16 protein-coding genes are annotated in these 14,078 nt (G+C 60.3%); all 16 read right to left on the bottom strand.

Annotated elements, in window-relative coordinates; all coding sequences use genetic code 11:
• Positions 1–23 precede the first annotated feature (23 nt).
• Positions 24–1,520 (bottom strand): phage tail sheath subtilisin-like domain-containing protein, encoded by a 1,497-nt coding sequence (locus tag ACOYXH_RS02440; RefSeq protein ID WP_095126526.1) that lies wholly within the window; start codon positions 1,518–1,520, stop codon positions 24–26.
• Positions 1,520–1,699: a DUF2635 domain-containing protein gene (locus tag ACOYXH_RS02435; protein ID WP_034154909.1), complete on the bottom strand. Its 180-nt coding sequence runs from the start codon at positions 1,697–1,699 to the stop codon at positions 1,520–1,522. The genes ACOYXH_RS02440 and ACOYXH_RS02435 overlap by 1 nt, the downstream gene beginning before the upstream one ends.
• Positions 1,696–2,280 carry a phage tail terminator protein gene (locus ACOYXH_RS02430; protein WP_095050428.1) on the bottom strand — a complete coding sequence of 195 codons (585 nt, stop codon included), beginning with the start codon at positions 2,278–2,280 and terminating at the stop codon, positions 1,696–1,698. Before ACOYXH_RS02430 ends, ACOYXH_RS02435 begins: the two co-directional genes overlap by 4 nt.
• A gap of 141 nt (positions 2,281–2,421) precedes the next feature.
• Positions 2,422–3,450, bottom strand: a complete 1,029-nt coding sequence (locus ACOYXH_RS02425) for a phage late control D family protein (RefSeq protein ID WP_258709335.1) — start codon at positions 3,448–3,450, stop codon at positions 2,422–2,424.
• Positions 3,451–3,459: 9 nt separating this feature from the next.
• Positions 3,460–3,672, bottom strand: a complete 213-nt coding sequence (locus tag ACOYXH_RS02420) for a tail protein X (protein ID WP_258709334.1) — start codon at positions 3,670–3,672, stop codon at positions 3,460–3,462.
• The gene (locus ACOYXH_RS02415; RefSeq protein WP_095050425.1) at positions 3,665–4,048 is read right to left on the bottom strand and encodes a phage tail protein; all 384 of its coding nucleotides are present in this window, start codon (positions 4,046–4,048) and stop codon (positions 3,665–3,667) included. The genes ACOYXH_RS02420 and ACOYXH_RS02415 overlap by 8 nt, the downstream gene beginning before the upstream one ends.
• A complete protein-coding gene (locus ACOYXH_RS02410; RefSeq protein ID WP_320413965.1) occupies positions 4,048–6,024 on the bottom strand; it encodes a phage tail tape measure protein in 1,977 nt (658 codons plus the stop codon). Before ACOYXH_RS02410 ends, ACOYXH_RS02415 begins: the two co-directional genes overlap by 1 nt.
• A 129-nt stretch (positions 6,025–6,153) precedes the next feature.
• On the bottom strand, positions 6,154–6,735 hold the full coding sequence (locus ACOYXH_RS02405) for a phage tail assembly protein (RefSeq protein ID WP_460410229.1): 582 nt from the start codon (positions 6,733–6,735) through the stop codon (positions 6,154–6,156).
• Positions 6,736–6,906: 171 nt separating this feature from the next.
• Entirely contained in the window at positions 6,907–7,413 is a 507-nt protein-coding gene (locus tag ACOYXH_RS02400; protein ID WP_134825665.1) for a phage major tail tube protein, read from the bottom strand.
• Positions 7,413–8,579 (bottom strand): phage tail sheath protein, encoded by a 1,167-nt coding sequence (locus tag ACOYXH_RS02395; protein WP_460063157.1) that lies wholly within the window; start codon positions 8,577–8,579, stop codon positions 7,413–7,415. Before ACOYXH_RS02395 ends, ACOYXH_RS02400 begins: the two co-directional genes overlap by 1 nt.
• 2 nt (positions 8,580–8,581) lie before the next feature.
• A complete protein-coding gene (locus ACOYXH_RS02390) occupies positions 8,582–8,767 on the bottom strand; it encodes a hypothetical protein (RefSeq protein WP_003222199.1) in 186 nt (61 codons plus the stop codon).
• 93 nt (positions 8,768–8,860) lie between these two features.
• Positions 8,861–9,415, bottom strand: a complete 555-nt coding sequence (locus tag ACOYXH_RS02385; RefSeq protein ID WP_460063155.1) for a DUF4376 domain-containing protein — start codon at positions 9,413–9,415, stop codon at positions 8,861–8,863.
• Positions 9,415–12,108 carry a phage tail-collar fiber domain-containing protein gene (locus tag ACOYXH_RS02380; protein ID WP_460410228.1) on the bottom strand — a complete coding sequence of 898 codons (2,694 nt, stop codon included), beginning with the start codon at positions 12,106–12,108 and terminating at the stop codon, positions 9,415–9,417. Before ACOYXH_RS02380 ends, ACOYXH_RS02385 begins: the two co-directional genes overlap by 1 nt.
• Positions 12,109–12,744, bottom strand: coding sequence for a phage tail protein I (locus tag ACOYXH_RS02375; RefSeq protein ID WP_095050420.1), 636 nt, complete (start codon positions 12,742–12,744; stop codon positions 12,109–12,111).
• Entirely contained in the window at positions 12,741–13,736 is a 996-nt protein-coding gene (locus ACOYXH_RS02370) for a baseplate J/gp47 family protein (protein WP_258709327.1), read from the bottom strand. Before ACOYXH_RS02370 ends, ACOYXH_RS02375 begins: the two co-directional genes overlap by 4 nt.
• The gene (locus tag ACOYXH_RS02365) at positions 13,733–14,065 is read right to left on the bottom strand and encodes a phage baseplate protein (RefSeq protein WP_016985063.1); all 333 of its coding nucleotides are present in this window, start codon (positions 14,063–14,065) and stop codon (positions 13,733–13,735) included. Before ACOYXH_RS02365 ends, ACOYXH_RS02370 begins: the two co-directional genes overlap by 4 nt.
• Between the last annotated feature and the right edge of the window lie 13 nt (positions 14,066–14,078).

The raw sequence follows: 14,078 nt of genomic DNA, 5'->3' as shown, positions 1-14,078 counted from the left end.
AAACTGGTGGTCAAACGCGGCGATCAAGCCGCGTCGTCGTACTGCAGACGGAACTGGTTGAGCAGTGCGAACACGCGAAGACCGTTGATGTAATCCGGCGGGAACAGCACGTTCACGCGGCTCGGGTCCTGCACGTCGCGCTCGACGATCAGGTGCTCGGCGAACAGCTCGGCGTTCTCGACGTGACCTTCCAGTTCGAGCTTGGCGTACTGCGCGATCAGTTCACCGCGAATGGTCGCCGGGGTGACGATCGGCTGGCCGGCGCCGAAGCGGGTGCCGTCGGAGGCCAGTTTGTGCCGGCCGTACTTGCTGGTGATCACGCTTTGCAGACGGCGCACGATGAACGCCGACTGGTGCATGGTTTCGCTGTCCAGGTAGGAGTTATCGGCCTGACCGTAAGCGTTTTTCTGGTAAGTGGTAATCGAGCGCTGGATGCGCACGTAGCCGCCTTCGTAGTACGCGGTGGCGATGCCGTAGTTGAGCAGCGACTGACGCTCGGTCAGGGTGAAGCGCTCACTCGCCGGTGCCGGGTCAACGCCCGGCAGGCTGCCGCTCTGGGTCGGACGGCTGGCGTCGGCAGAGATGAATACGGCGGTGCGTGCAGCCAGTGCGGCGGCTTGTACCCAGAACGGTTGCGGAACGCCCGGCTCCAGCGCCTGAATGGTCATGTGCTGGTCATTGCGTGCCTGGCCGGCAGCAACCAGAGTGCCGACAGTGCCGCGTTTGGCGCTGTAGACGTGACCGAACAGTTGCTTGGCCCACGACCAGCGACCGGTGCTGTCATCCATGACCGCTTGCCAGGTGTTGAGGGTCGACAGATCGGACCATGGCAGTGCGATGAATTCGAACGGCTCGTCACCCAGGGCCGCGATGGCTTCAACCTGATCCGGCACACCGGCGCCGCCGGTCATGGCGGTGACTGCAGTGGTCAGGCCGGCCGGGGTGTCTTCGCCGTTGCTCTTGCCCAGGCGATTGAATTGCAGGCTGATGTCGTTACCGCTGTCGCCAGTCCATTTGGCGTTCAGGGTGACCACACCTTCGGCAGCGGCAGCGCTGACCGGCAGGTCGGCGGTGGCGTTGATTTTTTGCGCCAGGGCGGTGGCCGCTTGGGCAGCGGTGGCACCGTTGACCACGGTGGCTTGCACACGCACGCCGCCGACATACAGATTGAGCACGCCGGCCTGAGTGGCGGTGCCGGTCAGGGTCAGCACGCCTTTGGCGATCGCGCCTTCGGTGTTGTGTAGCGGCAGGCACCAGATCTCACCGATCGGGTCGGCCTTGCGGAAGGTCTCGTACATCGAGGCGAGCATCGAGCCTTGGCCGCCGATGCTCTTGGCCAGCGCAACGCTGGACACCAGCACCAGTTTGCCGACTTCCGTCGGCGCGATGTTGTCGTTGACCTGAGCGACGATCAGACGACGCAGGGTCGAACTCGCGCTATTGGCGGCCGAGTTGTCCATTTCGGCATAGAACAGCGGTACACGAATGTCCGCGGGGATGTTGCTGAATCCGATCGCCATTATTTGGCTCCCTTTTGTTTGGCTGGTGCGGTTTTGAGGGTGATATCGCCGTCGGCCAGACGTCGGCGCCACCAGGCGCTGTCCAGCACTTCACGGCCTTCGAGCGGCAGCAGATCGCCGGCCTCCGGGTCCGGTACGACACGGCCAGCGGCCGGCAGTACGGTGATGCGATTGCTCATGGGGTTACGTCTCCAGAGAAAGTCATTTCCACGCGCCCATCGGGGCCCGGGCGTTTCAGGTTGGGGTCGGCCGGGTCGATCGCATCGACCCGCACGGTGGCCCCGGTAAAGGACGACAAACCGTCCAGTTCACGTTCGTGCCAACTCTCCGCAGGCTGACTCGGCAGATTGCGGCCAAGCTGGAACTCGGCAAAAAAGCGCAGCCGGTAAAAGGCGCGGCTGCTGTTGATCGAGACCATCTCGCCGCCGTCGTAAACGATGGCGCTGTAGGTCGAATCTGGTTTGAAACCGACCAGCGCGCGCCACAACTCGGCGCGCAGGTCGTGCAACAGATCCAGCGCTTTTGTAGCGTCGGTGGCGTCAAGCACCAGGACGATTTCGAAGCGGTCGCGGATCGGTTGGGTGGTGAGGTTTTGGGTGGTGCTTTCACTCGCCAAGTCGGCCAGTGGCAGCATGTGGGCCGAAGGTGTCGGCAGATCCGGGTTGCCTTGTAGCAGCGCCAGATCGACACCCACCGAAATGTGATTGGCAAAGCCAGGGCATTGCCCACGCAATTGCGTGAGGATCGGGGTGATCTTCATGGGGGTGTTCCAAAATAGTGGGAGTTACCGCAGGCCCCTGTAGGAGTGAGCCTGCTCGCGATAGCGGTGTGTCAGGCGCGTTGGTTTTGAATGTGGCACCGCTATCGCGAGCAGGCTCACTCCTACAGGGTGGCTCGTGGGTCAGTCTTTGGACTCGGCTTTGGGGTCGAGGCACGACGCATCGATCAGGCAGCGATAGCTGTTCTCTCGATTGCCACTGGCGGTGACCCTGTCGATCGACCAGCGTCCGCGCATGAAGTCCGGCCAGGTGTCATCGAGCAGCACCAGGCCTTCGGCCGCCAACCGTGGATCGCCCGGGCAGGTGATCTTCACCTTGAACTTTTGCCGGAGCATCTTGCGCACTTCACCCTCGCCGACGGCGATGGCATCCGCTTCGTTGGGTTGCTTCTGGCGGATGGTCTTGAACGGCGCAAGCCCGGTTTCGACCCAGCGCAACACGCCTGTCGCCGCATCGACAAAACAGGTCTTGCAGCCTTTGGCCTGCTCGCGGGCGGATTCTTCCAGAGTGGCGCTGATAAAGGCATGATCGCCGGGGCGGTTGTTGCGGGTCACCGACAAGGTCACATCCGCCAGCGTCTGCCCCGACAACGATTTGGTCTGGCCGGACCGCGCCAGCACGTAAATCTGATCGTACGGTTTGGCGACCACGTTGTACTTCATCGCCAATCGAGTCAGAAAGCCCATGTCGGTTTCGTTGGTCTGATCAATGTGCTCGATACGGATCAACGACACATCGGGAGCGACCCGCGGTGAAAAGCCGTGTCGCAATACCAGCTCGCGAAACAGCGCACCTAAAGTGGTCGGCCCGTGACTCGCCGTGCGGCGCTGCTTGAAGCCGGTCTCGTCATCCTTGCTGAATGGCGCTGCAGTAGCGACCAGGGTCAGACGGAACGGGAACAGCGTCGGCGTCAGGCGAGTGACTTTGAATTGGCCTTTGTCGACCATGCCCGATTCCAGGTAACCGACTTTCAGGCCGATTCGACCACCGAGACTCGGCAAACCGTCGAGACCTTCAAGGTCCACCGTCAATGTCAGTTGGTCCGACTCGATGCCCGCGGCATCGATATGTTCCCAACTGATCAGACGCTGATTGAGCAGGGCCGCATGGGCGCCGTAGATTTCTACCGCCGGGGTAAAACCCAGTGTCATGCGACCTCCTTAATCCCAGGCTGTGAGCGGTTTGATTGCGGCGGGTTTGCTGTCGAGTTCAGGCAGTGCGATCCAGATGCCCGCAGTCAGGATCGGACCATGCTCGGCCAGCGTCGGATTAAGTTTCCACAGCGCTTCTTCAGCCACATCATCGCTGCGCCCCGTTTCGCGGTAGAGCAGCAGATTCACCGAATCACCGGCCACGCTTCGTACCTTACGCATTGTTGAACTCCGCCAATTCGATGACCCAATCGACCACCATCGCCGTACCGTCATCGATGATCTGGGTCTGGGTTTCCTGAACGCTGTTGATCCGCCACAAGCCCCAATTGCGACCGATGCCGTCAATCAATGGCAGCGGTATGCGCAGTGCCTGTAAGGCGCGCAATTCATCCAGCCGATCCATGGCCACGGCGTACATCGACTTGCCGGTGATGGTCAGGGTTTCCGGCTTCTGCCCGGTCTGACTGGATTTGGGTTTGCTAGTGAGAATCTGTATTTCTGTCCAGCCGCCATCGGACTTGCGCAACAACGAGTGGTACGCAAACTGGCGCGAGAGGCCAAAGATGAAACTGCCCAATGCCATTTGTTGTTTCATCAGGCGACTCCATCGGTCAGAGCTGCGTCACGGCGGGTGGCGAGAGGGTTGTTGGTCAACAGCGGTGTGAATTGGCTGTCGAACTGGCTTCGCAGGTGCTGTGTCACCAGCAATCCGATGTTTTCCGAACTACCCGGATCACTGCAGTACACCTGAACCGAAGGTGCGTAAGTGACATGCTGGTTGGCGGCCTGGGCGCTCGCCAGATCCTTGCTGACCTGGCCGGGCGCGGAGAGGGTGTCGGGAGCGAAGAACACGAGCCGATCACTCAATGCGGCTCCCGCAACTTTGTCCGAAGCTGGAGCAACCTGGGCAATCGTTTCCATGGCAACGCTCGGAGGCCCCAGGCGCGGCGTATTGAGCAAGGAGGAGGGTTCGCCGATGTCCATTTCCCTGGCAGTCGCGGGCGCCAGACTGGCGATCTCCACCACCGGCGCATCCGTTGGAAGCTGCACTGCAGAATCGCCGGTAGATGAAAGATCGGGAGGATTGCCCGGCGCGCCACCGGGTATCCGTTTGCCCAGCCGCTCTTTCCCCTCCTCGACAGCGGTGTCCAACAGCACATCGAATATCTTTTTCAAGGCCGTGCCGACAGTGATGATCACCGCAGCCGTCGTCGGATGGGCCTCGGCGAATTCACTCATTCTGTCGAGGCTGGCACCGGCAACACTTAGCGCCTCTGGAGAGGGCGCCACGGCATTGGCGCTGGCGATGGTCAACCGATCGCTTCGCGCATTCTGAGCGTTCCACTGTCCTTGCGGGGTATTGGAGAGCGCCAGTGCAGACTGGCGCACCGAACTCTGATCACCGACCTTCGACGTCGCGTATTGGTCTTTGTCCTTCACTTGCGAGAAGGCCTGATTGACGTCGCCAAGGTTCTGCGACAGCAACTGCACCGCATTACCGCCATCGGCAAAGAGTGTCTGCGCCAACTGGGCGCGTTGCTCGGCCGGTTGAGCGTTCAGCGCAGCCAGCACCGACAGTACCGCTCCCTGTGCACTTTGCTTGTCCGGGTCATGCATCGCCGCGGTCACGGCCGCGGGATCCAGCCCCAGTTGCTTCCAGGCGCCACGCTCGGTGGCGGACGCGTTGTCCCCCTTGTCCAGCGCGTGGGAAATGCGCTTCAACGCGTCGCCGGCATCGTCTTTTTTCGTCCCGCTGTTGAGCAAGGCTGCGGACAGCGCGGCGGCTTGCTCGGGTTGCATGCCTACCGCAATGGCCGCATCACCCGACTGTTTGAGAACGGCACCGATGTCTGCCGGTTTGGCACCACCCGGTATTTTGCCGAGCTGGTTTGTCGCATCCGCAAGGTCAAACGCCTGGTCGCGAGTGAGCTTCATCGAAGTGCGCCACACCGCCATCATTTCGGCGACTTCCACAGCCGGGACTTTGAAGGCTGATGCAACGATCGCAGCGTCGCCAGCAAAGTTGAGCAATTCAAAGGGTTTGTCCGCCGCATTCGTCAGCTCATTGCCAACCCCTGCGTCAGCCGCCAGCGTAGCGGCCTTGAGCAACTCTTGACCGCTGGTGCCGCCCGCGGCAACCAATGGCTTAGTGGCTATGATCAGGCTCGACAGCGCCATTTCGTTGGTCTGCTTTGGCGGCAGTTGCGCGGCGATGCCCAACTCGGCAGCAGCCGTGTACAAGTCAATCGCTGGCTTGAGACTCTCAGGCACCTTGGCCCGCTCACTGGCCTCACCCGGCGTAGTAGGTTCGCGGGTCGACCCGCTCTTCGCATTGTTGTTCAGCGAAATCGAACGCAGGCTGGACAACGCCAGCCTCAATGAGTCGATCGCGGCCGTCAGCGAGCCGATCTTGATACTCGCAGTGATGAGCGCCTGACTCAGGCTGGAAATCTGCTCGCGGCCGATCGCTCCTGTACCGGAGCTCACTGCTGCCATGTTCAAACTGATATTGCCGGCAGCCGCAACGCCGCTTTCACCGGCATTTATCGGCGCATATTTACTCTCTGCCATTGCCGCTCTACTCCTGTTTTACGCCAAGGCGAGTGATCGCTATGTCGTAGCGGCGCAACGCCTTTTCGGCGTCCCATTCCAGAATCTCCGCCTCACTTACCGGGTAAATGAGCGGGACGATATCGAGGATTACTTCGATGTCGCGTTCCGAAAGTAGGCCGCCGGCTGGTTTAAAAAATCGTCGATGCGCACCTGCAATTGCGTCCAGTCCGGGACGGTCATCAGGGCCAGATCGGTGATCATCAGGCCGGTGCAATGGGCAGTGATGAACTCGGCGCGTTCCTTGGCCGTTTTCAGTTTCTTCATCACTTTGGTCGCGCGCAGCGCAGGCATTTCCAGCGACAGCGACGTCACGGTGCGGCCGCTCACTGCGAGCGGTTGCAGCAATTGCACTTGGTCGGGATCGTCGGACTTTTGCGCGTCTTCGACCTGGTCGAGAAAGTACGACGCAGGGCGTGTCGACATCTCGTGTACGTACTGGGCGATGCTCACATAGTCCGGGCGTTTGAGCTGGTCGAGTTCCTTGACCGACAGGCCGGTGGCGAGCAGGGCCAGTTCGAAGAACTGATCGTCTTCGTCATCGCCGGCGCGTTCCAGCGCTTCTTTCTGTGCGGCGTAGAACAGCGGTTTGAGCTGGATCGTTTCGATCTGCGAACCGTCATCACCGGTGATCGGCGACAACAGGTCATGCTGGGGTGGCATCCACGACATGTATGAATTCCTTGGTGATTCTTGAGGGGGTGTTGCGCAAAGGGGCCAGTTAACCTGGCCCAATGTGGGAGCGAGCCTGCTCGCGAAAGCGGTCTTACAGTCACATCGGTAGCGAATGTGATGGCCTCTTCGCGAGCAGGCTCGCTCCCACAGGTTTTGCGGTGTAACGGGTTACGGCATCAGCACCGCACGCCGCGCATCACCGAGGATGTCGACGCCGTTGAGCACGAACTTCTGGGTACGCACGTCGATGTCGATCACCGGCACGCCGTTTTCCAGGCGGTTGTAGGTGCGGCAGGACAGCTCCAGGTTGGTCTTGGGTTTCTCCCCCATCTTCACCGCGGTTTCCTCAAGGGATTTCAGCTTGCCGCCAACGGTGTGGTAGGTGAACCAGGTGTTGCCATCCTGATCCTGACCGGCTTCACGCACGTTCAGCAGGATGTCGTCGCCCAGCTTCACGCCCAGTGCGAGCATGACTTCTGTGCCCATGCCTTGCAGGGTCAACTTGGCGTTGAGCGCTTTGCCGCCCTTGACCATTTCTTCAACAATGAAGCGGCCGCCACGCATCTCTTCCACATCGAATTCGATCTTCGGCGGAGTAAATTCTTCTACTGTCGCCGACAGCGGCAGGCCTTGCAGGGTGGCCGCGATGGCCTGGCGATTGCGGTTGGTAAACATTAGAGAACGTCCTCCAGGAACTGCTCGATGATTTCATCGCGGGCGTTGAGTTGGTAAATCATGTGTTCGTTCGGCGCGTAACGGCCGTAGTCGATGACCACGTACCAGGTGCCGTTCTTGTACTTCTCGACGCTGTTGAGTTCCGGGTGCAGATAGACGCTGCCGCCAGGAATGGTTTCGTCGGCGACCAGGGTTTGCAGCCAGTCGTTGATGCGCTTGACCTCTTGATCCATGAACGACTTGGTGAGGTTCTTGGCCATGGCTTTCTGGCCGGCCTTGACCAGCTTGCGGCTGATCGCATCTTCGAGGCCGACGTAGCTGATGAACTTGCCGGTGATCGAGCGGTTACCCAGCAGCGAGAAGCCACCGAGCACGGTGCGGGCGTAGTAGCTGACGCCATAACGGTTGAGCAGATCGCCTTCGGTGGAGGTGTCGAGGATGTTGTATTCAACGACCCGCGAAACGTCTTCGGCGTAGGTCACCTGGTTGCCCGGGCTTTCCCACTGCTTGACCTTGGCCAGCGCAGCGATCGCCAGACTGGAAGGCGACAGGAAGACGTTTTTCTTCGCTGCTTTCGAGTACACGGCGGGCATGTTGTGCACCACCAGGCAACGGTCGAAACCAAGGTCGGCGCCGCCGAGTTCCTGGCTGTACAGCACTTGATCGGCAACCGAGGCGTCCTTGCCGTCCAGCACCACACGGGCCTTGATGCGCTTGCCGAACGCGGCGAACTCGCTGGCCACCGCTTTAGTGCCGGTGAAGCCCGGCGCACCGATGATGGTCAGATCTTCCGGAACACTGCCCAGCGCAGCCAGACCGAGCTTGCGGCCAGTCAGCGGATCAACACCGCCGATCACATTGTTGACGGTGTCGGCCGGAGTCGCGCCCGCTTCGACGATCACTACGTACACGGGAACCTTGACCACTTTGAGGATCTGGTAAACCGCGTGGTACAGGGTGCCCTCTTCGGAACCGGTCGGATCGAGCAGCGCGTGGGTGGTGAAGCTGTTGATGCGGAACGGTGCGTTGCGCGGAATCAGCGGATCGGCTTTCGGCGCAGTGCCGACCAGACCGATGACGTTGTCACCCAGGCCACCCATGGCCTCAGGGGATTCGGTGGCATTGACGGTAATGCCGTTGTGCTCGAAGTTCAGAACCTCAGCCATGTTTAGTCAGCCTTCTTGGCAGCGGCCTTTTTGGCCTGGGTGGTAGGTGTTTTCAGTTCCAGTCGACCGGCGGTGTGCAAGGCACTGGCCTCGACGTCGAGCAGATCAAGGTCTTGACCGACGCTCGACCAGTGCCCACCACCGGTGGGGAATGGGACGAGCACGGTGTAGGTTTGGCGGGTTGCCATTTTTCGTTTCTCCATAAACGGGAAAGCCCCTCGTGGGGAGGGGCTTTGGCGGGTAAGAAAACGCCCCGACGGTGCGGGGCGTTTATTGAAGCGTCACAAACCGGGCTCAGGCGCTGACGGTACATCTGGCCAGCCCTCAGTCAGCATTTCGGGACGATAATTTCCACTGTCGATTGCCAGCAGCAACTCGCGCTCGCGGTCAAAGCAAGCCTGGACATGAGTGCGTACAGCCTTGGCAATTTCGAGAATTTGCAGCGCATCAATTTCGACGAAGCCATTGGCTGCCTTGAAGTTGCATCGGTATTCCGGATCGACGATTGCCGACAAGCCCATTCCAGCAATCAGCGTCTGGCTGTCACGAGTGGTTTCAATGGTTAATCCATCGACAATGACGCCACCGGCTTCGTGCATGAAGCGTTCGGCGGCAATAGCGACCGCTTGAGTTTCAGGCGTGGCTGTTATCGGTAGCTCGGGCGAAAACAACCACTCCCCGCCTTGCTCCTTCGCCAGCCAGCCTTGCCGGGGAAGTGGATCGAGATGATCGACGCACACCCACACCAGCGTCGGCGGATACATCGTCGAAATATCACCTTTGGTTTCGATCTGCTCGACAACCGTGTCGGTATAAATGCGTACATACGTACTCATCAGGTCCACTCCTCGATAATCAAGATGCCGTCGGCACCGTTGCCGCCTTTGAAGTTGTAAGGGCATGACGGCTTGGCCAACGCACCTCCGCCACCCGCGCCGGGATTCACCGCCCCCTCACCTTCACGACTGGCGCCACCCGAGGGGTTGCCACCCGGCCCAAACATGCTGAGACCTCCTTCGCCGGAGGTACAAAGCGACAATGTCGGCCCGGTTACCCCGCCGCCGCCTTGGCCATTGGCATTGATCGTTGAACCACCTGTTGCAGGCTCGGAGTTGGGGCTTCGGCCAAGTTGTAGAGGCGGCACAATGTTGGGCGAAAATCCTCCACCATAACCTCCAGGTGCAGCGATTCCGGCAAAAGAGGTTGTTCCCCCATTGAAACCAATACCGGCAACAACGCCCGCCCCCCCCTTACCGAGGGTAATCTGCTGACCTTCGAAATCCTGAGTCAGCCAGCCCTCGGCGTAGGCTCCAGCAGATCCTCCGCAACCGGCGGAAAGCTGAGTATTGGCTGTCGAGACTGAACCACCGCCGGCACCACCGCCACCTTGCAATCTGTATTTGATCTTTTTGGTGCCGGGCCCCGGCAGATAAATCTCGTTTGCTTTGAAAACCCGAGTTCTCAAATAGCGACCCGAAACGTTGCGAACTTCGTCAACCAACGCAGCGACATCAAGGCTTCCACTATTGACTGGTGCGCTCCAGGCTTTGATGCACCACATGACCGCAAGGTTGCGGGGACGTGCTTCAGCTCCACCCGACGCCCTTGTTACGACATCGTCAACATTGTTGTATTGCTGAAGATAATTACGTCTGACATCTCCGGCCGCGAAAATATCGGCGATGACGTCATAGGTAGTCCCGTGAATGTGGGATTTATTGTCGTCAGCTTGCCAAGTGCCGATGCCACGCCCGGCGTCCACGCCGCGTCCGTGATCCCAGCCACGAAGGAACTCACCGCGCGACTCAGGCAAACGGAAGTTACCGGCACCCTCATTGCCCTTGTTGTAAGTAACACCGAGATAAGCGGCCAGATCCGGATAAGTCGCAATGCTCTGCACACTGCCATCCAGCTCCAGATAACCGGGTGCAACGATCCCTGTCGGGAATGCCAGAACAGCGCCCACCGGTACAGCAGACTTGAGCCGTTCGACTTCCTTGGCCAGTGCGGCAACATCGATGGTCCCCTGATTGACCGGGGCATTCCAGGCTTTGATGCACCACATGACGGCGATGTTGCGGGGGCGGGTTTCGCCGTTACCCAGCGAAATGGCTGGACCTGTCTTCAGCCAACTGTCCTCACCGGAAGGGATGTAAGTTGCATTGGAACTGACAGAGTTGGTGCCGGCGACTCCTATAGCTACTGCACCGTACGGCCAGTTTCCCGCACTCGCTCCCAGGCCGCGCGCACTCTGTACTGCCGCAATCGCCGCCGTATCATTTACACCTGTTACATGGGAGTGATCCTCAGCCTGCATGGACTGCACGCTACCGAGACCACGTCCGGCATCGACTCCACGTCCATGATCCCAACCGCGCAAGAATTCCCCGCGCGCCTCAGGCAAGCGGAAGTTCCCAACACCCTCATCACCCTTATTAAACTTGCCGCCCAGATAAGCGCTCAAGTCTGGATACGTCGCGCTGCTCTTGACGCTGTTATCCAACTCAAGAAACCCCGGAGGCGGCGCATCAACCGGGAACGCCACGATCGAACCCACCGGCAACGCCGACGCCTTGGCAATCAGCGCTTCGACTTCAGCCTTGGTGTACGAATCCTTGATGCCAAATCCTGCCAGCGTCTCCGGGTTTGCACCCGCAGTCGCGCGACCATATTCGTCGACGGTCAGACTCTTGTAAGTCCCGGCAGCAATCCCGGTACGCCCCGCCAGCATCTTGAACGTCAGCGCTGTGGTACCCAAAGTGATCGGCGCGTTAGTCGTGAGATGCCACAACGAATCTCCATTCGCCGTGCCCTCCTCGACCATGACCGTAAGTCCCGGTGTGACCTTGGCGCTGCTGTTGGCATCCGTCGCCCGCACCCAGTCACCATTGGCAACGACCCACAAGCCGTTGTCCTTGGCCAGGGTCTGGTTCGCTACAAGCACGCGGTCGCCAGCAACCACTGCGACACCGTCAATTTGCTGCGCACCGCTCAACACGATGTTGCTGGATGCAGCAACACGCACCGATTGCTTACCATCGAGTTTGCCGAGTTCTTCGGCGAGGTAACTCATGACCCAGGCACGGGTGGCTTTGACGACGGTGTCATCAATCAACAACGTCACCAAGGACGCATTGCTGGTCTCGAAAATCGAGCGAATGTAGAACTCTTTGCCCGAACCTGACGTCGCCAGCACCGGTTTGAACGACTCCGGATATTTGACGATGGCGTAGAGAATTCCAGTGTCGGTCCACAGTCCCGCTTCACGCACATACCAGCCGCCAACATCCGGAGGAATGGTCACTTCGGCGAGCAGCCAGCTCGGATTCTTCTCGTCCTGGAACAGCGCATTGAGCGGCCCGCGCCAGACTTCGCGTTTCAGCGCGGTGGCGGTCGCGGCCGGGTTGTAGACCGTGCCGCCGCCGTCGCCGACGGAAATCTGCGTCAGCTTGATCGGCGTGCCTGCGGCCTTGCATGCCGTTTCGTAGGCAATCCCTGCGTTGGTGAGCAGGGTGTAATAGTCAGCCATTCAGGCCCCCTGAGGATAAATAGTGGATGTTTCGACGGTGTACATGCCGGCGGCCATGAATGCCTCTCCCGAGGTTTCGAGGCCTTCGATGAACACCGGATAAATCGTGGTCAGCTCTCCGCAAAAAGTCGCGGCACCGATGACGTGATTGCCGAAAGCGCTCAAGCCGACCGAGACCGTCAACACATCCCGTTCGCTCTTGGCATCCGCCAGGCGCCGGTCGAGACGGGCGTCGATTTCTTCGCTGTAGGGTTGGTCGCTGAAGGCGCGTACGGAAAAGCTGTACGGCGCACCGGGCGGTGTCTGTTCGTACCAGGCGCGGATCTCGGGCCTTAACTGCAACCCCTTGGCGGCGTTTTCCAGCGCCTTGCGAGTGCCGGCCTGGCGCGCGGTGGGCCAGGCCAGTTCAACGGTCAGGCGCTTTTCAGCTTCCGGTGCGGCGGTGCTCCATTCAGCAACACCGCGATCCGCTGCCAGATACGGCAGAAAGGCGACTGGTGTTTCTGCTGGGTTCATCAGTTCCGGGAACGGCGGCGCGATGCGGTCAAGCAGTGCGCCGAAGCCCAGATCCAGACCTCGTTCGAGTGCCGAGCTGTTGGCAGGCAGCAGCGTCGGACGCTGAGTTTGCTCACTCATAGCGTCAGCACCTCAACCTCGACCGCCGTGCAATACGGCGCTTGAAACGCCGTCGTCACGATCGGCGCCAGCGGTTCGAGAATCTGCAGTTGCACGGCACCGGCGCTGTGCAGCGTGTAGTCGATCCAGCTCGGATCGACCCGGCCTTCGAGTCGATGGCAACTGTCGGCGTAGGCCTGCAATTGTTGTTGCGCGGCGACTTTGGTCAGGCCCGAATCGGGGCCGGAATTGATCTTCGCGACAACGCGGATCCTGTAGCGCTGAATGTCGGCTGCCTTGACGGTAACCAGGTCGGTTTCCGGTCGTACATCCGGTCGTGCGAAGTGCTGACGAACGCCGTCAAGCAATGTCGCGGAAGGCGTGCCATCACCGTCACGGGACAGCACCGTGACCTGCACTTCGCCCGGTGCCGTGCGACGTCCGTTGCCATCCTTGACCTGCGCAGCGAGGCCGTCCGGGTTGAAGGTGTAAGTGACATTCACCACACCTGCCTCGGTGGATTCGACCCGCACCGTCGGACGCTCGCCGAGGGTGAAAACTTCGCGGCGATACTGCATCCGCGAACCTGCTGCCGGCGCATGGGGCGCCAGGTAATAACGCAAGCGAGCGTCGTCGTCACTTTCATAAATCGCCGGCACCGGCGGGAATGCCGCCGGATCGCCGGGATCGAGCAACTGCCGCTCAAGGCCCATGTCCGCCAGCCGCGCATCGAGATTGCTGCCCGTTGCCCACCACGCCAGCATCTGTTTGATGCGAGCGTTGTATTTGCGCTCGTGGGTTTGCAGCCGCACGCAGAAAGCCTCAAGCGCCAGGGTCAGCAGTTCACTCTCGTTTTCCAGGCTGGTCTTGAGTTTTGCGGCACTGTCCGGCGAGCGCACACCGACGTATTCAATGACGAAAGTCTTGAACTCGGCGAGCAAGTCTTCAAAGGCTTCAACGGTGATCAGCGCGGGTTCGGCCAATTGGTTCTGGCCGGGGATCAACATGCTCATGTCACGACCTCGAAGGTTTGTTGACGGTTTTTCCAGGTGCCGGCGAAGCGCAGCAGCAGACCCGCGCCCTGGCGGCTGGCGACGATCACTTGTGGCTGAAAATCATCGATACCGTTTTGCTTGTTGTAGAACGCTTGCGCGGCGTGGCTCTGGGCCAACAGCAGAACGTCGTCACCGAGGTTCTGCCCCAGCAGCGTGGGGATCAACGATCCGTACAACGGGCGTTTTTGCCGGGTGCCCAGCGGTGTGGTCAGGGCCCGGGTCGCGCGCTGCACAAATTGCAGCCAGTCGTCGACCGTGGCCCCGCTGTCTCTATCGATTCCGATCATGTGGAGGCTCTTG

This window comes from Pseudomonas sp. Mb7 (assembly GCF_054790525.1).
This window is presented reverse-complemented; position numbering and strand designations above follow the sequence as displayed.